General features: G+C 46.5%; 26 protein-coding genes and 2 pseudogenes. 20 read left to right on the forward strand and 8 right to left on the reverse strand.

Annotated features, from left to right (window positions below; translation table 11 throughout):
* Positions 1-6: 6 nt before the first annotated feature.
* The 18 genes and pseudogenes from AC2TDN_RS11075 to AC2TDN_RS11160 form a co-directional block, all read left to right on the forward strand.
* Positions 7-441, forward strand: a complete 435-nt coding sequence (locus AC2TDN_RS11075; protein WP_484688023.1) for a RusA family crossover junction endodeoxyribonuclease — start codon at positions 7-9, stop codon at positions 439-441.
* Between the two features lie 76 nt (positions 442-517).
* Entirely contained in the window at positions 518-685 is a 168-nt protein-coding gene (locus tag AC2TDN_RS11080) for a hypothetical protein (RefSeq protein WP_484688024.1), read from the forward strand.
* On the forward strand, positions 682-1,665 hold the full coding sequence (locus tag AC2TDN_RS11085; RefSeq protein ID WP_484688025.1) for a DUF5131 family protein: 984 nt from the start codon (positions 682-684) through the stop codon (positions 1,663-1,665). The genes AC2TDN_RS11080 and AC2TDN_RS11085 overlap by 4 nt, the downstream gene beginning before the upstream one ends.
* Positions 1,662-1,841: a hypothetical protein gene (locus tag AC2TDN_RS11090; protein WP_484688026.1), complete on the forward strand. Its 180-nt coding sequence runs from the start codon at positions 1,662-1,664 to the stop codon at positions 1,839-1,841. Before AC2TDN_RS11085 ends, AC2TDN_RS11090 begins: the two co-directional genes overlap by 4 nt.
* A complete protein-coding gene (gene dcm / locus AC2TDN_RS11095; RefSeq protein ID WP_484688027.1) occupies positions 1,838-3,451 on the forward strand; it encodes a DNA (cytosine-5-)-methyltransferase in 1,614 nt (537 codons plus the stop codon). The genes AC2TDN_RS11090 and dcm overlap by 4 nt, the downstream gene beginning before the upstream one ends.
* A 59-nt stretch (positions 3,452-3,510) precedes the next feature.
* The gene (locus tag AC2TDN_RS11100; protein WP_484688028.1) at positions 3,511-4,701 is read left to right on the forward strand and encodes a DNA-methyltransferase; all 1,191 of its coding nucleotides are present in this window, start codon (positions 3,511-3,513) and stop codon (positions 4,699-4,701) included.
* A gap of 125 nt (positions 4,702-4,826) precedes the next feature.
* Positions 4,827-5,117: a DUF7352 domain-containing protein gene (locus AC2TDN_RS11105; protein ID WP_484688029.1), complete on the forward strand. Its 291-nt coding sequence runs from the start codon at positions 4,827-4,829 to the stop codon at positions 5,115-5,117.
* A 19-nt stretch (positions 5,118-5,136) separates the two neighbouring features.
* Positions 5,137-5,751: a dUTP diphosphatase gene (locus AC2TDN_RS11110; protein WP_484688030.1), complete on the forward strand. Its 615-nt coding sequence runs from the start codon at positions 5,137-5,139 to the stop codon at positions 5,749-5,751.
* Positions 5,752-5,783: 32 nt separating this feature from the next.
* Positions 5,784-6,029: a hypothetical protein gene (locus AC2TDN_RS11115; protein WP_484688031.1), complete on the forward strand. Its 246-nt coding sequence runs from the start codon at positions 5,784-5,786 to the stop codon at positions 6,027-6,029.
* Between the two features lie 710 nt (positions 6,030-6,739).
* Positions 6,740-7,084, forward strand: a complete 345-nt coding sequence (locus tag AC2TDN_RS11120) for a hypothetical protein (protein ID WP_484688032.1) — start codon at positions 6,740-6,742, stop codon at positions 7,082-7,084.
* A gap of 72 nt (positions 7,085-7,156) precedes the next feature.
* Positions 7,157-7,486 carry a hypothetical protein gene (locus tag AC2TDN_RS11125; RefSeq protein WP_484688033.1) on the forward strand — a complete coding sequence of 110 codons (330 nt, stop codon included), beginning with the start codon at positions 7,157-7,159 and terminating at the stop codon, positions 7,484-7,486.
* A gap of 99 nt (positions 7,487-7,585) precedes the next feature.
* Positions 7,586-7,996, forward strand: a complete 411-nt coding sequence (locus AC2TDN_RS11130) for a MarR family transcriptional regulator (protein ID WP_484688034.1) — start codon at positions 7,586-7,588, stop codon at positions 7,994-7,996.
* Between the two features lie 43 nt (positions 7,997-8,039).
* On the forward strand, positions 8,040-8,294 hold the full coding sequence (locus tag AC2TDN_RS11135) for an RING finger protein (RefSeq protein WP_484688035.1): 255 nt from the start codon (positions 8,040-8,042) through the stop codon (positions 8,292-8,294).
* A gap of 60 nt (positions 8,295-8,354) precedes the next feature.
* Positions 8,355-8,882 (forward strand): hypothetical protein, encoded by a 528-nt coding sequence (locus tag AC2TDN_RS11140; protein ID WP_484688036.1) that lies wholly within the window; start codon positions 8,355-8,357, stop codon positions 8,880-8,882.
* Positions 8,883-9,038: 156 nt separating this feature from the next.
* Positions 9,039-9,599 (forward strand): sigma-70 family RNA polymerase sigma factor, encoded by a 561-nt coding sequence (locus AC2TDN_RS11145; protein ID WP_484688037.1) that lies wholly within the window; start codon positions 9,039-9,041, stop codon positions 9,597-9,599.
* A 60-nt stretch (positions 9,600-9,659) separates the two neighbouring features.
* Positions 9,660-9,857, forward strand: a complete 198-nt coding sequence (locus tag AC2TDN_RS11150; protein ID WP_484688038.1) for a hypothetical protein — start codon at positions 9,660-9,662, stop codon at positions 9,855-9,857.
* Entirely contained in the window at positions 9,841-11,421 is a 1,581-nt protein-coding gene (locus AC2TDN_RS11155) for a recombinase family protein (protein WP_484688039.1), read from the forward strand. Before AC2TDN_RS11150 ends, AC2TDN_RS11155 begins: the two co-directional genes overlap by 17 nt.
* 19 nt (positions 11,422-11,440) lie before the next feature.
* Positions 11,441-11,530: pseudogene (locus AC2TDN_RS11160) on the forward strand (helix-turn-helix domain-containing protein); the annotation flags it as partial.
* Positions 11,531-11,957: 427 nt separating this feature from the next.
* Here AC2TDN_RS11160 and AC2TDN_RS11165 read toward each other — a convergent pair.
* Positions 11,958-12,347 carry a pepsin/retropepsin-like aspartic protease family protein gene (locus AC2TDN_RS11165; protein ID WP_482068096.1) on the reverse strand — a complete coding sequence of 130 codons (390 nt, stop codon included), beginning with the start codon at positions 12,345-12,347 and terminating at the stop codon, positions 11,958-11,960.
* A complete protein-coding gene (locus tag AC2TDN_RS11170; RefSeq protein ID WP_482068097.1) occupies positions 12,344-12,604 on the reverse strand; it encodes a hypothetical protein in 261 nt (86 codons plus the stop codon). Before AC2TDN_RS11170 ends, AC2TDN_RS11165 begins: the two co-directional genes overlap by 4 nt.
* 296 nt (positions 12,605-12,900) lie before the next feature.
* Between AC2TDN_RS11170 and AC2TDN_RS11175 the strand changes: the two genes are divergently transcribed.
* Together AC2TDN_RS11175 and AC2TDN_RS11180 are read left to right on the forward strand one after the other, a co-directional pair.
* Entirely contained in the window at positions 12,901-14,490 is a 1,590-nt protein-coding gene (locus AC2TDN_RS11175; protein ID WP_482068098.1) for a sensor domain-containing diguanylate cyclase, read from the forward strand.
* A 62-nt stretch (positions 14,491-14,552) separates the two neighbouring features.
* Positions 14,553-15,863: a GHKL domain-containing protein gene (locus tag AC2TDN_RS11180; protein WP_484688040.1), complete on the forward strand. Its 1,311-nt coding sequence runs from the start codon at positions 14,553-14,555 to the stop codon at positions 15,861-15,863.
* 104 nt (positions 15,864-15,967) lie between these two features.
* Here AC2TDN_RS11180 and ptsP read toward each other — a convergent pair whose 3' ends face one another.
* From ptsP to AC2TDN_RS11210, 6 genes and pseudogenes are all read right to left on the reverse strand, one after another.
* A complete protein-coding gene (gene ptsP / locus AC2TDN_RS11185; RefSeq protein WP_484688041.1) occupies positions 15,968-17,713 on the reverse strand; it encodes a phosphoenolpyruvate--protein phosphotransferase in 1,746 nt (581 codons plus the stop codon).
* A complete protein-coding gene (locus tag AC2TDN_RS11190) occupies positions 17,714-17,989 on the reverse strand; it encodes an HPr family phosphocarrier protein (RefSeq protein ID WP_482068101.1) in 276 nt (91 codons plus the stop codon).
* A 28-nt stretch (positions 17,990-18,017) separates the two neighbouring features.
* Positions 18,018-19,469, reverse strand: a complete 1,452-nt coding sequence (gene nagE, locus AC2TDN_RS11195; RefSeq protein WP_484688042.1) for an N-acetylglucosamine-specific PTS transporter subunit IIBC — start codon at positions 19,467-19,469, stop codon at positions 18,018-18,020.
* Between the two features lie 45 nt (positions 19,470-19,514).
* Positions 19,515-20,015: a PTS sugar transporter subunit IIA gene (locus AC2TDN_RS11200; RefSeq protein ID WP_482068103.1), complete on the reverse strand. Its 501-nt coding sequence runs from the start codon at positions 20,013-20,015 to the stop codon at positions 19,515-19,517.
* Between the two features lie 12 nt (positions 20,016-20,027).
* Positions 20,028-20,588, reverse strand: a complete 561-nt coding sequence (locus AC2TDN_RS11205; RefSeq protein WP_484688043.1) for a CAT RNA binding domain-containing protein — start codon at positions 20,586-20,588, stop codon at positions 20,028-20,030.
* A 265-nt stretch (positions 20,589-20,853) separates the two neighbouring features.
* A pseudogene (locus tag AC2TDN_RS11210) lies at positions 20,854-22,407 on the reverse strand (catalase); the annotation flags it as partial.
* Between the last annotated feature and the right edge of the window lie 208 nt (positions 22,408-22,615).

Genomic DNA, 22,615 nt, shown 5'->3' on the forward strand with positions numbered 1-22,615 from the left:
TCGGCAATGATTATCGAGCAACAAAAAATATCATTTACGATCTACGGGGAACCAGTCGCACAAGGAAGGCCGAAGCTTACGACCATTAATGGCATGGCAAGAGCTTACGACCCTAAAAAGTCTCGTGATTGGAAAGATTACGTAAAGCTGGCTGCTGGGGAACACGCTTTTGATGCTCTTTTGGAAGGTCCGTTATCACTTGAGGTTACGATTTACCGACAAACCACTAAAGCAATCAGTTCAAGCAAGAAGAAGGCTGAAGCAGCTGAGATGGGGGAATTGTTGCCGGTATCGAAGCCAGACGTCGACAACTATCTCAAAGGGATCAAGGATGCGTTGAATGGCGTCATATGGAAAGATGATAGCCAAGTAACAGACGTAATTGCCCGCAAGCGTTACAGCGCAAGACCTCGGGTAGAAGTGACAATAACCACTTTATAATAACCGCGCAATCGCTCGGTGAAGGGATTTCTGCTGCCTTAAAACCGAACATACGTTCCAGATGGAGGTGCTTTAGATGGACATGAGAAAGGCAACGCGGGCGCAGTTGGTCGTCATCCGCTACCACGATTCTGCAGCAACCAAAGCGGATAGGACAGACGCAGAAAATGAGTTACTGCGCCGAGAGAAGAAGCGGAGCGGCAAGCCCGTCAAATTAACTGGAAGGATGCTGATGCGCCGATGAGCGACAAAACAAATATCAGTTGGACTGAGGCTACGTGGAATCCGTTGCGCGGCTGCTCAAAGGTCAGTGAGGGCTGCCGGAACTGCTACGCTGAAGGGATGGCAGCACGTTTTTCCGGACAGGGACTGCCTTATGAGGGGACGATAACCGATGGTCGCTGGAACGGCCAGATAAGGCTGGTTCCAGAGGTGCTGCAGCAACCATTACGTTGGCAGCGCCCGCGCCGGATATTCGTTAACAGCATGAGCGACTTGTTTCACGAAAATGTACCGTTCGACTACATCGATCAAGTATTTGCGGTCATGGCACTTGCACCGCAACATACTTTTCAGATTCTCACAAAGCGGCCAGAGCGGATGCACAAGTATTTTGCGGTTAACGGAACTCGATGGGACAAACTCGCTGACATTGCGCCCTACATGGAGCAATGGGGCTGGATAAGTCCTGAGGATGCGGCAAACATCGCACCGCCCGGCAGTACACTTCCGAAATGGCCGGATTGGCCTCTGCGCAATGTCTGGCTCGGCGTATCGGTCGAAAATCAGAGGGCCGCGAATGAACGTATTCCTTTGCTGCTTAAGACGCCAGCAGCCATTCGATTTCTATCCTGCGAGCCACTGTTGGGGCCAGTCGATCTCCAGTTTTCAGCTCAATTTGAGCACCCGGATAACGAAGGTTACGGCGTTGAGGCCATTAAAGGACTGGATTGGGTTATCGTAGGCGGCGAAAGCGGCCGGAACGCAAGGCCGATGCATCCGGAATGGGTACGGAGCTTGAGGGATCAATGCCGGGCTGCAGGAACCTCATTCCACTTCAAGCAATGGGGAGAGTGGCATCCGCTGCCTTGGAAGCAAAAAGAAACAACAGACAAAGCAACTTATTTTCCTGAGATTGACTGGACTTTTATCAAAACCGGAAAACAGCAAGCTGGCCGCATGCTCGATGGCCGCACTTGGGACGAGTTCCCGGATGAGCGATGAGCCGCCGCCTACAACCGCTGCCGCAGCGCAAGCTGGACATTGATCGCAAAGCTAATTCGGATATCAAAGTTCGAGAGATGACGGATGAAGAGCGCGAGCAGCAGGCAGCGGCAAGGCCAAGGGAACGAGATTTTATGAGCTGGTCCGGTCGGAAAAAGAAAGAGGTGGGGGATTGAACTATTTCACTTTTATTGAATTATTCTCAGGGGTTGGCGGCTTTCGTCAAGCACTAGAAGAGTTAGGCGGCGAGTGCGTCTTCTCATCCGAGATCGATCCGTTTGCAGTCAAAGCTTACAAAGCTTTGTACAACGGAGCAATCGAGCTCCAAGGAGATATAACAAAGATTGACGCTCACTCGATCCCAGACCATGACGTTTTGGTCGGAGGTTTCCCGTGCCAGGCGTTCAGTGTTGCGGGGCAGCGTAAAGGATTCGAGGAAGCACGCGGTACATTGTTCTTCGAGATAGCACGTATAGCCAGCGCTAAGCAGCCGCGTTTGATGCTATTAGAGAACGTTAAAGGGTTACTCTCGCACGATGGCGGCAAGACGTTCGAAACGATGTGCGCGGTACTCAACGATATTGGATATGCGATCGATTTCCGCGTTCTTAACTCGAAGCATTACGGAGTGCCACAGAATCGCGAGCGGATATTCATTTGCGCCAGCCGTGATGCAGAACATGTGGACTGGAACGTAAGTGGTAACGGCGTAGAAGCAAAGGCAAGGCGGCGAGCGCAAGACCTCGGCATCCGAACGTTTAACTTCGATTGGCCTACAAATGACACGGTGACTACTCGGTTACGGGACATTTTAGAATCGAACGTGGACGAGCGTTATTATCTATCGGAGGAAAAGACGGCGAAGCTGATTGCGCAGCTTAATGAGAAGCATCGCGAGATACTTACTGAACCAGATGCACTAATTACTGATGACGGTCCGTCTCACCGCTACGATGTACAAGAACGTATTACGCCGCCAATGCGAGCTAACGGAGGGGGGCGCACTCCCGGCGTATGGGTTATTCAAGAAGCGCAGAGCGGCGTTAGGCTACGAGAAGAATCCGGTACGCTACGTTCAGGTGGTGTGGATCATCAGCACGTTATTCATAAAGTCGGACACCTACCGTCAGACAACGGACAGACCGGTGCAGTTTACGGTACGGACGGGATTGCACCGACATGTTTAAATCAGCACGGCAACGCAATTACGAAGATAGCGGTCGAACGTGTAGGCAACGTCAATTCGTCAGGCAACGGAATGAACGGCAGCGTATATGCGGATAACGGACTCTGCCCAACGCTTACGACGAACAAAGGCGAAGGCCCCAAAATACTGCAGGAGTTTTCCAACGGTAGTGGAATCGCCTACTGCTTAACTTCTAGTTATGCGAAAGGCACTTCACCTTGCGAAGTTGGGAGTGGTAAGAGGACGCACGTATTAGAGCCATACAATGTTATCCAAAAGACGCATTCGACATGTACAACCGTTAAGTACGACGAAACAGGAGCGCTGCAAGCTGCTAGGCTCGATAAGGTCCCACAGGTGGTCACGCCACGCTACCGGATCCGCAAGCTAACGCCGCTGGAATGCTGGCGCCTGCAAGGATTCTCGGACGCAGCGCATGAAACGGTTAAAGCCGCAGGAGTATCGGATTCACAACGGTATAAGCAGGCGGGCAATGCCGTAACGGTTAACGTCATTAGGGCGATTGGATCGCGGTTGGTTCGTCTGTTGGATAACAACAGTACACGTGAGATCAATAGAGCTAATATATTCTCATTTTAAATTAAAGAGATAACAACAGTCTGAGGGACAACTTCAGTTATCAGTGTGAGGTGAAACAAATGATTTTGCTAGGAGATTGCCGGATCGTCATGCAGACGCTGCCGTCACAACACTTTCATACCTGCGTGACCTCGCCACCCTATTGGGCATTGAGAGACTATGGCATCCCGCCGAGCGACTGGCCAGAGGTAACTTACACGCCAATGCCGGGGCTGCCGTCGATTACGGTTCCCCCATGGAGTGGGTGCCTTGGACTTGAACCTACGCCCGAGATGTTTGTTGCCCATACGGTTTTGGTGTTTCGGGAAGTATGGCGCGTGCTGCGAGATGATGGAACGCTTTGGCTAAACTTCGGCGATACCTATGCTGGATCAATGAAGGGCCGTAATGCAGATGGTCGCGGCAATCCGGGCGACATGCATAAGCAGCATGCAGGCCAGCATTCGGGAAGTATTAAATATCAAGATTACAATGCACCTGGATTAAAACCAAAGGACCTTGTCGGAATTCCGTGGCGTGTAGCTTTTGCGCTCCAGGCAGACGGCTGGTACCTCCGGATGGATAACATTTGGGAAAAACCTAATTGCATGCCGGAAAGTGTCAAGGATCGGCCGACAAAGGCTCATGAATATGTGTTCCTGCTGGCTAAATCTGAAAAATATTATTTCGATTACGAAGCTATTAAGGAGCCGATGGCAGCATCAAGTATCGAACGACTATCACAGGATATTGAATCACAACACGGCTCTGATCGAGCCAATGGTGGCAGCAAAACAAACGGAAACATGAAAGCCGTAGGAGGCAGCAAGGGAGCCTTCGGGCCTGAGCAATCAAGAACCCGCGCAAAAGGGAACGTGAAAACATTCAGAGGTGGCGGCAAGTACACTGGTGGTCAAAGCTTTGATAATAGTGAATTGGTGGAGCGCGAGAGTAGTGGAAACGTTCCGAATGAATCGGGCCTTCGTAATAAACGATCGGTCTGGACTGTGGCCACTGCACAATTTAGCGAAGCGCATTTTGCTACTTTTCCGAAGGCAATCCCTGAAATCGCCATACTTGCAGGCTGTCCGGTCGGTGGTCGGGTGCTTGAGCCTTTCGGAGGCAGCGGAACCGCTGAAGAGGTTGCTATCGAGAATGGCAGGGAATGTACAAGCATTGAGATGAATCCCGCGTATGTCGAAATTGCTGAGCGCCGGGTCGCAGCGGTCCAGCCGAAGCTTCAGTTTGAAGGACAAACTTTATTATTTTGAGTAGGCGACACATGTTTAAAGCAACTTCAACACACGCTTGAGGTCAATAATGACCGGGGCGAGACGACGCTTATCAGCGAGCAGAACAATTCGTTTGAAATCATTCTTTAAGGGAGGACTTATTCATGCCGCAAATCCTGAAATATCCCATTACGCCCCAAGAGGGATTGCAGCGTCTCACTGTACCACGCGGAGCAAAATTGGTTTCTGCGATCGCACAGGACGGTCATGTAGTGATCTGCGCGATGGTTAATACACCTTTTGGAACGGCAAGCACGGAAGAAAAGAAGCTGTTTTGCGTAGGTACGGGCTGGGAAATCGATTTGGAAAAGCTTTTTATAACAAATTTTATCGGCAGCGTTAAGGTCGGATCTTTCATCTGGCATGTATTTGAAGTTGACGATTTACCATTTTGAATCTGGGGAGGACTTATCCATGAACGAAATTACTCTTGAACAGCTATACGAAATGCAGAAGGCGTTGGATGCGAAGATCATTAAGGAGAAAGGACTAGAAGGGAAAGACCTACTACCTAACACGGTACTGGCGCTCCAAGTGGAGATTGCGGAGCTGGCGAACGAATGGCGCGGGTTCAAGCATTGGAGTGAGCGGAAGGAGCCTGCATATGGATTAAAGGCTGTAATTGACTGCGATTCTTGCGGGGGCCGTGGATTTTGGTTCACTGGGCATCGTGTCAATTGCCGTAAATGCAGTGAGTCCGGGAAGATCACCAGTCCACTGATGGAAGAATACGTCGACTGCCTTCACTTCTTCCTATCGATTGCGCGGCAAATCAATTTGACAGCGAATGAATTGGAGGTTTCAGCGCCTCTGAAGGGATCGACCGAAAAAGCATTCACAGAACTACTTTACCATGTGGCAGGCATTGGGTTAAGAGATGCATGGACTAAACGCCAATCATTTCAAATAAGTCTTGGTCTTTTCTACAGCCTCGGTGAGCAGCGTCTAGGCTTCACATTTGAGCAGATCGCAGCAGCCTACATCACCAAGAACGCCGTCAATCATGAACGGCAAGCGAACGGATATTGAATTATATAACTGGTTAAATAAGGCGGTGTGAGATGGAAGGATATTATTCCGAAGTCCATGAACGGCTCCAGAAAGTGCGGAGAAAGGTTCCAGCTACCATCGAACGAATAGAGGATCTTTTGCCACTTGTTGAACAGGTTCCTGTCGAACAAAAGGATCACTTTGAAATTGAGGCTAAAGTTTTTCTTCGCAGGCTGAAAGACCATTATGAAGTGTGGGCGAAAGTGTTGGCAGCTTCGGAAAAAAGGAAGGCTCCAACGATCCGCAGAGTTAAGTAAGTCAGTGAAAACGGATAGAGGTGAACATATGGGCCTGCTAGAGTCAGTTAATTGTATCGTGTGTGGCGAGGACATCGATCCTGAAATTGCGATTCTCAATACAGGTGTTCCTGATTGTTGTGACCGGTGCTCGCTCAACCGGAGTGAAGATTACAAGGCTAAAGCTAATGTATCTAGATGAATACGAATGTTCGTAGCCCTTATTGCAAAGGAAGGTGAATATGAAATGGGTTGTACAGCAGCGAATGGAACAACATGCTCAATAACTGGCGACAGATGTATGTTTTTTATACCAAACAGCAAGGCGTGTGCCGAAATGTACGGTGAGGGGCTTGATGCTAATCAGGATAGATGCGAAGATTGTAAGTTCTTTTACTTAAAAGATGGGAAACGGTGTTGTGCATCTAAACCATTTTATCATGAACCCCGAACAGAATTTCTGGACGATGACCTAGTGAGTTGTGGCGGATTTGAACGACAATAATGTCGCAGTATGACGATTTAACACAATGAATAGGCGGTGTGCATGGCATGGATATATCCAAAAAGTGGTTTTTGGTAATGCAAGAGGGCAACAAGTATACATTTTCTAGCCTAATTGTTTCGGACGTAACTGTTGTTATCGATTCTCCAGCCGGACGGTCTAACGCATGGCGAATTCTCGAAGAAGTAACAAAATGAATATTGAGATGTATGAGGAGGATGTAACTATGGACAAAGTGCCAGTAATGGTATTGCGTAATAAAACGAATTCAGAAAGGTACTTGGCATCCAGTATGGAGGTCGGTGATTGGGACGATGAGAACTTGGATGTTACCATGAACGACATCCAAAACGCATACGTGATTGTTCGTAATGATTTAGCCGTTCCAACAAATGCGGATTTTGAGGAACACAAATCGTACCATGCAGAAGTTAAGCAACATCTGACAGAGAAATTTGGGGCTGATGCATTCATCTCACTAGATTTCGAGGGAGTGTGCGAGGCGTACGAACCAATCAACATCGAGATCACGCAGGAGCAGTATAAGTATGTCATAGAGTTGATGGAGTAAATGCAAAAGATGATCGGCATATATTTTTTGTCAAAAAACCGAACGTATGTGCTGGGAAAGGAGGGGTAAACATTGGATTACGTTAAGCTGACCAACGATCTAAGAACGGCTAACCAAATAGCCTGCGAAGCAGTGAAAGATTCGGAGGATGGTGGAACCTGTAATTTAGATAGCTGCTTTCTACAAATTCCAAGGGCGAGAGAAACCCGAGTACTTGAAGCGATCAAAGCTGCTGGTCTATATTGCAGAGCTAAGACACAGTGGGGCTGGATCGGCAAAGGCTACATGATTAAACCGACGAGCGATGGACAAGGTAACAAACGCTCAAAGGCTGTCGAGGCCATGTCCAAAGAGCTAAAGCAGCGCGGGTGGGACGTAACGACTTATTATCAGATGGATTAAAAAAACAGTAAAACAGCCATTTCCGGTGAGCTGGCGGCAAACTGCTGCCTAAAAATAGAACATACGTTTGGAAATGTGTGAGAAAGGAGGATGGTTGTCATGATCCAATTAACCACATTGCAGAAATTAATCATGGATGTTGTCGATTCAAATCCTGGCCTTACTGCTAAAGGAGTCATAGAAAAAACAGGATTAAAAAGCGGGACATGTTCGGGAACCATACGCGGTTTACTAAAGAAAAAAATCATTCGGCGTGAAGGCACGCCACATAAATACAAGCATTACAGTAACGGCCTAGAGTACGAGCTCGTGAAACGAGTAAAGCCAAGGATCGAGGATAAAACAGAACAAAAAGACACATTAATCGAGCAGGCTGCTTCTGTCAAACTTACAGATGAGCAGCGGCTGTATCTGGCTAACAATAAGCATCTTCCGCGCAGCCAGTTAGCCCGCAAGCTCGGAATTAGCAGGCTGGAGCTTAACTTTGCGATGGATACGAGCCGCAGATAGGGACTGGAATTATTCCAAATATGATCACAGGGAGCTAATAACTATGAAGGTGCAGATCGAAGGTAACTTATACATCGAATCTGATGAGAGGCAGTTTGTCATAAAAGAGTACACTGGCAAATTTGACGATAAAGGCAAAGAGTTATTCAAGACAGTTGGCTATTACACATGCGTGAAAGACTGTCTCAAGCGGTACTTGACATTGAAGATTAAAGAATCGACAGCAGCAACGCTGACTGAGCTGCGAGAGGACGTTTTGCGTGTGGAGCAGTATATCGAAAAGGTAATGCCAGTTTAACGACAGAGTTATCGATTGGCACAGAAATTATTCCAAATATTATTCCGAGGAGAGATCGAGATGCAAGTTAAAATTAAAGCAAATTTCAATAAACAGACACGTGATTCTAAGAAAGAGCTCGTTCAGTTTTATGTAAAAGGTGATGATGAGCATTTGCCGGAACTGAACATGATGTGCCGTGAGGTAGTGGAGTTAAGGATTAATGATGTCGATCCACTAACTGCGGAATTCGTGAAGAAATCGCAGGATTCAAAAAAGACAGTTCTTGATTTCGTAGTGAACAGTGGGTCCTCAAATCGACATTCGTTCGAATTCTACCGTTTGGCTGGAACTGATGTTGAGTTGACGATTACAGAGTCGCAAATGGACATTGATGAATTCCGAGAGCAGCAAGAGCAGCATCGTGAAGGTGTTCGCGGGACTATTGATAAAGACGGAACTGTAACGGTAGACGGCAATCAAATGACGCTAGAAGAGGCTGCCGCCGCTGCCGAAAAAAGCGACGATCCGATGCAGGGTGTTGGAGGCGAGTCGGAGTCAGATACGGAAGCGATAGACGCCGAGAATGATGATGACGATCTCGTATGAGGAGTCGGTGGAACTGGCCTTTTATAACCTGCTGGGGCTTAGCTGGCATATTCTGCGTAATGTTTTGGTTGGGCGTGCTCCTTTTGATAATTGCAGTTGCTAAATAATATGCGGCCTCGGCTTCTGCCGGGGCAATCCCTCAGAGGGGTGAGCAAGGTGGGGAAGAAGGACTTTATACCGGAATTGGACGAACGCGGATACATGCTTCACTTAGATGATTTGAAAAAATCATATCGAATCACTCTCGGAAAGCTGCAGGCGAGCCGCGAACGGATTGAAGAAGACGTTGCGGAAAATCCAGAGCTCGCAGCTTCGTATGAGGATGACCTTAGTCACATCACCGAAATGATATCGGATGTAAATTATAATATCGAATGGCTCCACACTGGCCGGCAGCCCCGGAGCAAACGGGGAGCAGACAGACGCAGCGTCTACCAGCGGACTGTGCTCATGGACCCGACGATCATGGAACGGTACATGAAACCTATCAATAGCCGCAGCGCAACAACACTAACGGATGATGAGCGGCACAAGCTGGAGGAAGTGTTGGACATACTCAGCCCAAGAGAGCGAGAGGTTTTCGTCATGGCGAAGGGCGAAGGCTTTCCCCATGAGTACATTGCCGATATGTTGAACATCCATAAGGGCACAGTCGATACGATGGTTAAGCGGGCACATGATAAGTTGAGCCGAGGATGGCAGGGGACTTTATTTTAATTGTACTAATCCTGCAAGATGACCATGCCTCCCCTCATAACATAATAGTGGGTGATGAGTATGAAGAAAAACAAAAGAGATCCTAATTATAATATAAAAATCATACGCGTCGGAAACCGCTCAGATGAAATTGTAAGAGCTATTGTTAAAGAAACTCTTGAATCAGCACTTGCAAAAAACGGTGCTGTAGCGGATAATCTTGATGAAGTTCTGCACAAATACATTTCGGGGGAAATACGTAATGAGCAAAAAATCTAGAGGATATGTCCGTGTTTCAACTATGAAGGATTCGCAAAAAGATAGTCCCGAACACCAAGAGGCGTTTATTCGTGAGACTGCTTTGAAAATGGATCAAGAAATTGAACACATTTATTTAGATAAAGGTACTGCAACCAGCATTGTAACGCGAGAAGATGTACAACAAATGATTGAAGATGCGAAGAGGGGCGATATCCGCACCCTCTTTTTCACATCGCTTTCCCGATTCAGTAGGAATGCACTTGATGCCATTTCCTTAAAACGGATTCTAGTAAATGCACTCAAGATAAGAGTAATTTCAATTGAAGATGGTTATGATTCAGGAATAAAAGATGATGAGTTGTTGTTTGGTATAAAATCTGTAGTAAACGAAAACTCCAGTGGAGATATTAGTGTTTCATCTCGTCGAGGCATCAGACAATCAGCAGCCGCAGGAAATTTCACAGGATCCATTGCACCTTATGGATACAAAAAAATAGTTATAGACGATCCACGAATGAAGAGCGGAAAGAGAAAAACCTTAGAAGTCATACCCGAACAAGCTGCTGTTGTAAAATTGATTTATCACCTATACATTAATGAGGGTATGGGGGAAAAAATGATTGTTAACTATCTCAACGGTGACGAAGGGAAAAGACAAGCGATTCCTTCAGCAAAAGGGAATTTGTGGGGACTTTCTTCGATTCAATCTATTCTCCAGAATGAGAATTATACTGGATATACAGTGTCGGGAAAATATACAGTTGAAACATCGTATAATAATTTAGATGATTTGATGGACCGGGGTAAGAAACAAGTCAAAAAACCAAAAGAGGAATGGGAAAAGACGAAATATCAAACACATGAAACAATCATAACTGAAGAACAATTTCAGAAGGCTCAGGAATTAAGGCTTATTCGGGGAGGCGGAACTCGTGGAGGTCGACGATCCTTTGTTAACGCATTTGCAAAACTAGTATTTTGTGCTGAATGTGGATCGGCTATGGTGACAATGTCGTCTGAAACGAGGGGAGTGCGTTACCGTTACCTCTTATGTTCTCGTAGGAGAAGAGTTGGGGCTATCGGCTGCGCGAATGGTAAGTGGCTGGAATACTTTAAATTTCGTGATGAATCCATAAGTGAAATATTGAATCTTATTATTGATACAGTTGGACGAGCTGAAGCCGAAGGATTGGAAGGGATAAATGCTAATGTACTTCAGACTGATACAACAAAGGAAAAAAGCAATTTGGAAAAAAAGGTAAAAGACAATCGGAAGCTTTTGTTCGAGATTAGAAGGCAGAACATGCTTGGTGATATTGATTCTGTACAATATGATTTTGAGAAAGCAATTTATGAGAAAGAAATCGAAGTGGCTGAAAAAAGGCTGTCGGTTATTGCACTTCAGGAGAAACACACTTTGGATCGCGAAAAAAACCTAAAGTCCATGAAAGAAGCGTTAAACGAGCTTACAAAGCTGGAGTCTTATGACGATGTCAATAAAATCAGGGTGCTTTTGATGAAAGTAGTTAGCCGGATAGAAATCAATAAGGATGGTGAAATCACTATCCAAGTTCTTATTTGACTTTTTATGTGCTTGAAAATACACTACGAATGTCATGCAAAAGCTGAACGTAAAAGGTCGTTCACAAGCGGTTGTCGAGCTTATCAAGCTTGGTGAATTACAAATCTAACATAGCAACCTAATCGGACGGCATAGCGATATGCTGTCTTATTTTTTTGTATGCTTATCTGTACGAATGGTAACAAACTTTGAAGGGTAGCGACCAAAAGAAGGAAACAAAACGTCAGAAAGAATAGCTTGTAGTGACGACGTCAAGCTTTGATAAATTGAATGTGAAAAGTATAAATCTGAATAATAATGGATGCAGAGTTTCTGCAAGGACCTCTCTTATTAGATATGCCATTCAGAGACCCTGATCCACTACTTTAGGGTTGGGAGCGTATTGTTTGAAGGTAAATTTGGTCGAGCAATATATGTCAGAAAGAGTGACTAGAGTGAATAGTTGCTTTATCGTTATCGAATATTCAACATTGCGTTGAGATTCCATAGATAAAAAATGACCAAGTAATTGCCTTTGAATGACGGCATCGCTTGGTCTAATAATTAAAATCAATTCCCATCGATTCAAAATCCACTTTGCACTTGGCTTTCATCATAAAATCAATGCCAAGAATCCCATCAAAGCCATAAGGCTCTTGTATAGAACCAAGCTGAATCGGAAAATCAGTTAAAGCAATGTGTTCAATATGAAGATCGGGAATGTGTTGCTCATAGCAAATTTCGCTCGTTCCCCCTACCCCATACATTCGTTTGGCTCGTCCATTGATAAAGTCAATGTCAATGCTAATCCCAGCAAGTGCATCGGTATCAAAAACCGTTGCAGCACATCCTGTATCAAATAGAACATTCTGTAAAACAATCGTTTGATTGTTGTGAGTTAAAGTTAAGGAGATGATAGGCAAGCCGTGCTGGAGTTGTATTTTCATGTCCGCTGCCTTATCCCTGAGAAAAATTCCTCAACGACCTCTACATCACTTCTGCTCGTGTGGAATACATACAGCTCGCGTGTCGGATGAAGCTTATGCAGCTCTTTATAGCCGCTCCAGGCTTCCTGAGGGTTGTTGTAGTCCTGAATAACCGCCATATCCTCTAATTGTCGCACATGATTGTTGGAGCTTGCCTTGATTGCCTCGACCAGCACAAAACGACCTGGATGCAGTTCGGTAATCTCTCCCCATTTCATCGGCTTCACCTCGCTTGGATTGTAGTATTTCTATTATAACATAGTTGCCCCGAAGGGTTGGAAGTAGGTGCGGGGATTGACATTATATGTTTTTAATGTGTGGAACAGCATTCGATGAAGGGGAGCTAAGCGGGAATTTGTGCGATGATAATCGGACGGCATAGCGATATGCTGTCTTATTTTTTGTCATCAAGAGTTAGAATTATTCTAATTATGGTAATAAAGTAAAATAGGAGAAGGAAAATGTCGAATATCGTCGAATATTACTAGTACCATAATGTTTAGGAAGGGTCTATATGCATATATTACGTGTGATAAAAGCTTCGCAAAGGAATAAAATAGGCCTAACGACGCTGCTTACCGGCTTGGTCACGATATCCGTTCTTCTCACATTAACGATGTTGCTCTTCGCATCCTATCAATCCCAAAGGCAATCATTAATTGGAACGACGCTTACCTTAAATCTCTCCACAGCAACTAAGATGAGTCAGGCGATGGATTCTTTATTTATATCGATGCGCAGCAGTCTAAAAAACGCTGCGGCATTTTATTCCATGAACTGGGGATTAAATGAGTCGGATTCGGACAAGTACCTTGAATTGATACGCAAAAGCAGTAATTATTTTAGTTCCATTATAGTAGTAGATGAGAATGGTATTATGCGTGTAATGTCTCCTCCCTCACTTGGAATGATAGGCAAGCAAGTGAAAACACAGCCTCCTAAGGAAGCATTGGCTCTTAGAAAGCCTTACATATCACAGCCGTATATAAGCGCAGTGTCCAAACGGCTTCTCGTATTTGTCAGCGAGCCGATATTTGATCAGAAAGGCGTTTACAGAGGTTTTATCGGCGGTTCCATTTATCTGCAAGAAGATAACGTTTTGAATATGATTTTTGGCAACGACAGCTTGGATCATAATGGCTCATACTTCTTTGTAACAAGTTCCGATGGTCATTTGCTTTACCATCCCAATTACATTCGTATAGGTCAAGACGTAAGCGCCGACCCTATCGTCCAGAAGCTGGCACAAGGCGAAAGCGGGCAAGAGCTAACGGAAGCTTCAAAAGGATTAACGCTGCTCGCAGGGTATTCATTCGTACCGGAAAGCAAATGGGGAATCGTCGTGCTTTCTCCGATGGACATCGTCAATGCGGAATTAAGCCAGTATATTCGTTCAATCTTGCTGTATACGATCATTCCATTTATTCTACTATTGCTGGTGACGATTTGGTTTGCGCGCCGATTAGCAATGCCATTCGTAACGCTTGCGAACTTTGTGAGAAAAATCGGGGAGAAAGATACTGCATTGCCGACAGTGGAGCACCACTGGAACAGTGAAGCTGATTTATTGACTAGAACGATTGTACGTGCAATGAGCGGCATTAAAGCTCAGAACGATCTGTTGACCCAAGCGGCGATGACCGATGTTCTGACCGGACTTAGCAACCGTCGAACGTTAGAGGCGATCATGAAGCAATGGGTCGAGGAGCAGAAGCCTTATTCCATACTCGTGCTTGATATTGACCGTTTCAAATCTATTAACGACAACTTTGGGCATCAAGAGGGAGATAGAGTTTTGCAGCATCTTGCTGAGATTGTAAGGAAATCCGTAAAAGCAGGGGCTGTATGCAGCCGTTATGGAGGCGAGGAGTTCGTTGTTCTTCTGCCCTATGCGACGGCGCATGATGTTTTTGAAACAGCTGAACGCATTCGGCTAATTATGGAGCAAAGCGAAAATCATCTCAAACAAACCGTTACGGTCTCACTTGGCGGGGCTCATTTTCCGTCACAGGCGAGAAATGCGGATGAGCTGTTCATGCTGGCGGATCAAGCGATGTACAGGGCCAAAAATGCTGGAAGAAACCAAACCGTAATAGCTGACTAGAGGAAAGCCGGCAGTAACGCCGATTAAATCTAATACATAATTGCTGAAAAGGGATTATTTCAATGATATCAAATCTTTTATCTACAAAAAAAAAAATGATTTATTTTATCGTCATATCAATTGCCATTATGTGCTTGCTCACCGGGATAAAGCTGTTTTTCTCTTATAAGACCACGAGCAAATCCGCTGAAATCGCGCTGGCAAAGCAATATACTGAAATTGCAATAGAAGTGGCAAATGGCTTGGATAAAGAGAGTTATAAGAAATTTCTCCTGTCCAAATCGGAAGATGAGCATTTTCAGAAAACGAAGCTTTATCTGGAAGAGTATCGGAAACGAATTAATGCCCTCTATGTGTATACTTTGCTTCTGGATGAAAGTGAAGTCTCTAAGGTCATGGTGGCAGCCGGGCCGCCTGCTGTGGAGGATTTGCCGATTGGATTTCCATGTACGGCCCCTCCTGCTGAGGTGATTCGTGCGAAGAACGGGGTGAACTATTACACGGGCATTATTCATGATGAACTTTCCGGCTCTTATATGTCCATAGGGGTTCCTTTATTCGACGAGAAGGGCGAAATGATTGGTGTAGTAGGAATCGATATAGCTGCTGAGGATTTAGGTCTTATCAGCAAGCATGTCATCAAGAGCAATTCGCATATCTTCGGACTGGATGTCTTGTTCGCATTGTTATTGTTAGCAGGCGTGTACTTGTTGAACAAATGGTACAAGGCACGTTTGAAACAGGATTTGAAGGAATCGGAGAAGACATACATCTCTGAACTCGGTAAAATAGTAGGCACCATCAAATCAAGCAGGCATGATTTGATGAATCATCTGCAGGTGTTGAATGGCTTAATGGACATTCGAATGTACGATAAAGCGCATGATTATTTGAGACAGCTTACGACTGAGTCCAAAACAATGGATTTGTCTCTCCGAGTAAAAAATCCGTTTTTGATGGTGTTGTTCCAAAGTAAGTGGGAGCTTGCTCATTCCAAAAATATAGACATCACCTTTGATACGGACTTTATCGATTTTGATAAAATGGAGTCCATGGATTTGGTTAAGCTATTTTCAAATTTGCTGGATAATGCGATCGAGTCCGTAGAAGCGTCGTTCGGCGAGCTGCCGCAGGAAATTCGTGTCATTTGCAAAATCGATAAAGGAAAATATAAATTTGCCATCGAGAATGCTGCCATGCTTACGGATAAAGAATTAAGCAGCCTCTTTCAGTATGGGTTTACTACGAAGGAGGATGGGCAGTCCTTGCGAGGGAACGGCCTCACTATCGTAAAGAGAACCGTTGAGAAATATAAGGGACATATTGATTTTCGCTATGAAGGGAAAAAGCTTCTTTTTCAAATTACGATATAATCATGACAGCGCCACGTTATTATACTTGAAATAGGTTTAGGATATAGCATGCGAAAAGAAGGGGCTGTTCACAAGGTACATAACCTTGTTTGAACAGCCCCGCTTTATGTGCATGCTTGCTTCAACGCTTGAACATGCTCCTCAACATAAGCTCTAACCTCTTCTGCCGAGCCTAGCTCAAGAACCGCTTGCGCGACTTGCTTCATCTCCAGCTGGGAAAGCTTGGCCAGCAAAGCTCGCGCTGGCAATATTGCGCTTGCGCTCATGCTGAATTCATCTAAGCCGAGGCCAAGCAAGATCGGCAGAGCATGCTTCTGTCCAGCCATTTCGCCGCACATGCCGACCCATTTGCCGCTCGCATGAGCCGCCGAGATGACGCGCTCGATCAGCAGCAAGATGGCAGGATGGAGCGGATCGTTTAAGTAGCCGAGCTTCGGATTCATGCGATCGGCTGCCATCGTATATTGAACCAAATCATTAGTGCCGATGCTGAAGAAATCAACTTCCTTCGCGAACTTGTCCGCGAGGACAGCTGCAGCCGGAATTTCAATCATGATGCCGGCCTCGATGCTTGGGTTGAATGTTATGCCAGCTGCGATCAGCTCGACCTTAACTTCCTCCAGCATAGCCTTCGCTTGACGCCATTCGCTAAGCGATGCAATCATAGGGAACATGATTTTCAAATTGCCGAAAGCGCTCGCCCGCAAAATCGCCCGAAGCTGCGTCTTGAACATATCCGGCCGATCCAAGCAGATGCGGATCGCGCGGAAGCCAAGGAAGGGGTTGTCCTCCTTCGGAAGATTCATATAGGGTATTTCCTTATCTCCGCCTATATCGGAGGTGCGGATAACGATAGGCGCATCGCTGCCAAACGCTTCGGCTGCTTTGCGGTAAGCAACAAATTGTGTTTCTTCGGACGGCAGCTCTGCTGCATCCATGTAGAGAAATTCGGTACGGAACAATCCGATGCCTTCAGCGCCAGCTTTAGCGGCTTGCTCTGCATCCTTCACGGAGCCGATATTCGCGACCAGCTCCACCTGCGCGCCGTCGCCGCTTACGGAAGGCTGGTTCAAATACGTTTGATAATATTGCTCACGTTCAAGCTGCTTTTGCTGCAATTGCGAATAACGAGAAAGCGCAGCATCATCGGGATCGATAATGACTTGTCCATCCGCACCGTCGATAATGACCGTTTGACCGTCCTTTACCGCATTTTCCAGCGAGCCGCCGATCCCAACGATCGCCGGAATGCCGATTGATCTTGCAATAATGGAAGAATGAGACGTACGTCCGCCAGCTTGCGTCGCAAAACCAACAACCTTGCTTGGATCAAGCTGCGCAGTGTCTGATGGCGTCAAATCCTCGGCAAACAATATGATTTTACCTGTCACATCGTTTAAAGACTCGGAGGAAATGCCTTGCAATTGATTTATCACGCGACGGCTTACATCACGAATATCGGCTGCACGTTCCTTCAGATAAGGATCATCCAATGCGCTGATCATTTCGGCAATTTCCTCGGAGGTTGTAAAGAAGGCGTATTCGGCATTTATCCGCTCTTCCCGAACTCGCTCCTTCGAGCGGTCAACAAGCTCCTCGTCCTCAAGCAGCATAAGATGCGCTTCAAATATTTCGGCTTCGGACTCCTTCTGCTGAGCGATGAGCTTGCCATGTATCGCTTCAAGTTCCTCGCGGGATGCTGCAATTGCAGCATCGAAGCGGCTGAGCTCTTCAGCCAATTGACTGTCAGCGAGGTGTACCTTTACGATTTGCGCTGCCTTTGCCGATAATACTCTAGCCACTCCAATGGCATATCCAGGCGATGCGGCAATTCCTTGAAGAAGCATCATTTATTGCCCCTTTTCCAAATGCTGCTCGACTGAAACCAAGATCGCCCCAATTGCTGAGATAACGTCCTCTGCATGTTCGCCCTCAGCAGCTACCGTAATGCTGTCACCTTGCCTAGCTCCAACTGTAATAACATGAACGAGGCTCTTCGCGTTAAAGCTTTTGCCATCCTTCTCAAGCGTAACGGCACCTGCGAACGTTTTTGCAGCCTCGACGATTTTTCGTGCCGGTCTTGCGTGAATGCCGAATGGGTTTTGGATCATAAAGCTGTTTTGCATCGGTTTTCCACTCCTAATAGCTGTATAGTTACAGTATTTTTTTAATTTCATCTTTGAGCTGTTCGGATTGCGTGCCGAAAATAACCTGTACGGCACCTTTGCCTAATCGAATAACGCCTGCTGCACCCATCCCTTTAAGCTGTGAATCGTTGACAACAGTCTCGTCCTTCACAACTAAGCGCAGTCTAGTGATACAAGCATCCAACCCTACGATGTTGGATGAACCGCCAAGCGCATGCAGCACGTTTGCTGCTTTGCTGCCGCCATCAGCTGGAGATGCTGCGCTTGCTGCTTTCTTCTCTTCAACGGATTCGTCCTCGCGGCCAGGTGTCTTGATGTTGAATTTGATGATCATGAAGCGAAATAACAAATAGTACACGACCGCAAACGCAAGACCGACAGGAATGATTAGCAGCGGATTTGTCGCAAGCGGAAAGTTAACCGCGTAATCGATAAATCCGGCAGAGAAGCCAAAGCCGTGCTTCACATCTAATTGATAAAGGATGAAGCCTGACAAACCGGTTAACAGAGCATGGATAATAAACAGAAACGGCGCTGCGAACATAAAGGCAAACTCAAGCGGCTCAGTAATCCCGGTCAGGAAGGAGGCGAAGGCGGTCCCGATAAATATGGAGGCGACCATCTTTCGTTTCTCCTTGCGTGCCGAACGAATGATCGCAAGCGCGCCGGCTGGCAGAGCGAACATCATGATCGGGAAGAAGCCGGTCATGAACATGCCCGCTGTTTTGTCTCCTGCGAAGAAACGGGTCAAGTCGCCATTCACAACTTTGCCTGCGGCATCTGTATAATCGCCAATTTGGAACCAAGCGATCGAATTGAGGACATGGTGCAGACCGGTTGGAATAAGCAGTCTGTTTGCCGTAAGGAAAACGAAGGAGCCGATACCGCCAAAATCGACGATCCAGCGACCGAATGAATCCAACGCATTTTGCACTGGCCCCCATACAAGACCAAGCAACAGGGCGACAATAACCATTACAAGCGAAGTGATAATCGGAACAAAGCGTTTGCCGCTGAAGAAGCCCAGCCAATCAGGCAGCTTTATCGTATGGAATCGTTTATATAAGTAAGCAGATATAAGACCTGCAATGATACCGCCTAGAACGCCCATATTCAGGACAACATCTTTTCCCACGAGGCCCGTGAAGACGAGAGGGACTTTCAGTTGAACCGTGATCAGCACCTGATAAGCGATGACGGCAGCGAGCGCGGCAACGGCGTCGCCGGCAAGGCCGATCGCTACGCCGACAGCGAAGATTAGCGGCAGGTGATCGAAGATGGCGGAGCCGCCAGCAGCAAGAAACGGCGCGATGTACTGATTAATAAATTGTCCTGCGCTTCCCATATGGAAGTCGTTCACATAATCGATATTGCCGAAGCGGAGCAGGATGGAGGCCGCTGGAAGCGAAGCAACCGGCAGCATTAATGCTTTACCAATTTTTTGAAGAAAGGCCAGCATGTTCTTATCGTCCTCTTTTCTACTTAGATGTAATGGGGCATTGGTCTAGCTGTTCATTTCTGCTCGAAGAAGGGTCTCTTCCCCTGCAGAGACGTTGCCGCTAGCGACGATATGCTCGAGATGCTTCACATCATCCTGATTGGCGATGACGATAGGCGTGACCGAGGGATAGCCGGCAGCTGCGATTTTGGTCAGGTCAAAGGTTATAAGCGTATCGCCTGCTTGGAAGGTGTCGCCTGTGCCTACTTTTGCTTGGAAGCCATCGCCATTTAAAGCGACAGTATTGATTCCGATATGAATAAGCAGCTGCAAGCCGGACGCATGCTCAATGATGATGGCGTGATTCGTATGGATGAGATGGGATACGGTACCATCGAACGGAGCGATGATTTTACCCTCTGCTGGCTCAATCGCGAGTCCATCGCCCATATGCTTGCCTGCGAAGGCTTCATCCGGCACCTCCGTTAAAGGCACGACCTTACCTGTTAAAGGGGCTAAAATCTCAATCGTTTTTTGTTTTGATTTTCCAAAAAGTTTGGATAGCATGTGTAAGTCCTCCTATTGTTGGTCTGCTTGCTTAATTAGTTGCCCGACAGGCACGTTGTGAATGCCGGAATGGATATGGAACGATAGAAATCCGATCTCATCCTCGGGTACTTCAATCTCGAATTGCTTGCTGATCCATTCGGCTAATTGAGCAGCGATTTCATATTCCATCGGAAAATTCTTTTTTGTCTCGTTTAGAAAAGGATTTACAATATCCATGTCGTTACGAAGCCGATAAACGGCAAACTGGATGTGGCTCGGCAAGGCAAAAAATAGCTTTGGATTCACATCAACGCCAGTTTTCTGTTTGATATGCTCCGCAATCCGCTCCGTCACTTCGATGATCCCTGGATCAATCTCCTCCAAGTAGGAGTGGTACTGCTTCATCTGCTCGGTATCGTCTAGACGAAATCGCTTCTCAATGCGGGGATCTGTACTATCAATGGTTTGGCCGGCTTTAAGCGAGAAGCCAAGTCCCTTGCCGAAAATGATGTATTCTCTATCGGTTTCCAGGTCGGCCGTCAATAGTACATTGTTGCCGATCGCACGTTCTACCCGAAATGCGCGAGCCATGCTTGAAATCCCTCCTTTTGTTAGTAAGATGCCCAATTGGCAAAAAAAAGAGCCAAGAAAAGAAAACCGATCTAATTCAAAATTAGATGGTAGTCTCTTCTTGGCTCATGCCTCATAGGTTGAGTAACACGCCAATTACTATGGATAATCGTTAAATTCAAATGAATGACCTTTGTGATCACCCAATTGAATATTAACATCATATTAATTTGAAGCGCTTTCGTCAAGAGGCTGATCGCTTGAAAAATTACACTTTCATTTTTTTTCAATAGCCGTCAGTGGAATGGCCAAGCTCGCTTGCGATTTCCATTCCTTCGTTGGCTGGCGTTGTGCCGACATGACCTTTATCCTTAAGATTCGAATCCGCTTGCTTAAGACCTTCTGCTACACGACTGCCATATTCGCTGTCGGCTTCCGAGAAGTGCCGAATCATTTGCTCGCGAATGACCGTGCTGCAGTTGCTGAGCGCGTCTACTAAGTTTTCAATGAGCTCGTCGCGCTCCCATTGCTCGAATTTGCGATAAGTTTCACCGGCTTGCTTGAAATTGTTTTGGCGATCTATAGGCTCCTTAGTTAGTTTAGCCGAGTAGGATGGCTCATGCGGCTCTCCAGAACGCTCTGCTTCCTTTAAGCCTCCCATCGTAGAAGGCTCGTAATTGACATGCGGATTTTGACCTGGCGCGATATCGATATAGAAAGCCATCTGTCCGTCTCGCTGATTGGTAGCAACTGCCTTCTTCGGCGCGTTGATCGGCAATTGAAGATAGTTGGTGCCAACACGGTGCCGCTGCGTATCGGAATAAGAGAACGTGCGGCCTTGCAGCATTTTATCGTCGGAGAAATCGAGACCGTCCACTAAAACGCCAGTACCGAACGCCGCTTGCTCCACCTCCGCGAAGTAGTTTTCCGGGTTTTTGTTCAGCACCATCTTGCCGACCGGCAGCATCGGGAACAGCTCGGGATCCCATAGCTTCGTATCGTCGAGAGGATCGAAATCAAGCTCTTCATGCGTGTCGTCGCTCATCCATTGGACTTGAAGCTCCCACTCCGGATATTCACCGCGCTCGATTGCCTCGTATAAATCCTGAGTGGCGTGATTGAAGTTTTTGCCTTGAAGCTGCTCGGCTTCAGTCTGGGTCAGGTTTCGAATACCTTGCAACGGCTCCCAATGATATTTGACGAGAATGCCTTTGCCTTCGGCATTAACCCATTTGTATGTATTGACGCCAGAGCCTTGCATTTGCCTGTAATTAGCCGGTATTCCCCATGGAGAGAACAGAAACGTAATCATATGCGTAGCTTCGGGCGATTGCGAGACAAAATCAAAGAAGCGCTCCATGCTCTGCACATTCGTGACGGGGTCAGGCTTGAAGGCATGCACCATATCGGGAAATTTCATAGCATCGCGAATGAAAAAGATTTTCAGATTGTTGCCGACCAAATCCCAGTTCCCATCCTCCGTATAAAACTTTGTGGCAAAGCCGCGCGGGTCTCGAAGTGTTTCCGGGGAATGGCCGCCGTGGATGACGCTTGAGAATCGAACGAATACAGGTGTTTGCTTGCCTGCCTTCTGAAAGAGCTTGGCTCTCGTATACTTTGCTATTGGCTCATCGCCCAGCTTGCCGTAGGCTTCAAAATAGCCATGTGCCCCAGCGCCGCGGCCATGCACGACACGTTCAGGAATACGTTCGCGGTCAAAGTGCGAGATTTTCTCGATAAAATGGTAGTTCTCAAGCGTGGAAGGGCCGCGGTTGCCGATGGTCCGAATATTTTGATTGTCAGTTACGGGATGGCCCTGCCTGGTTGTAAGTGTTTGATCTGGCGTATCATTTGAAGTCATAACATTTTCATCCTCCATTTTATGCAAATGCCTTAATACGCAACTAGTTTGAGTTTTTAGCCTATTTATTATTCATCTCTTGGATATAGTGATAATTTGCTAGTTTTGCTCAATAATCGTTAAAATTATGGTATAATAGAACCATATTTGGACAATAAATCACCGGTTTTTGAGTGCAAGGTGAAAG

It is taken from the genome of Paenibacillus sp. Y660 (assembly GCF_057221575.1).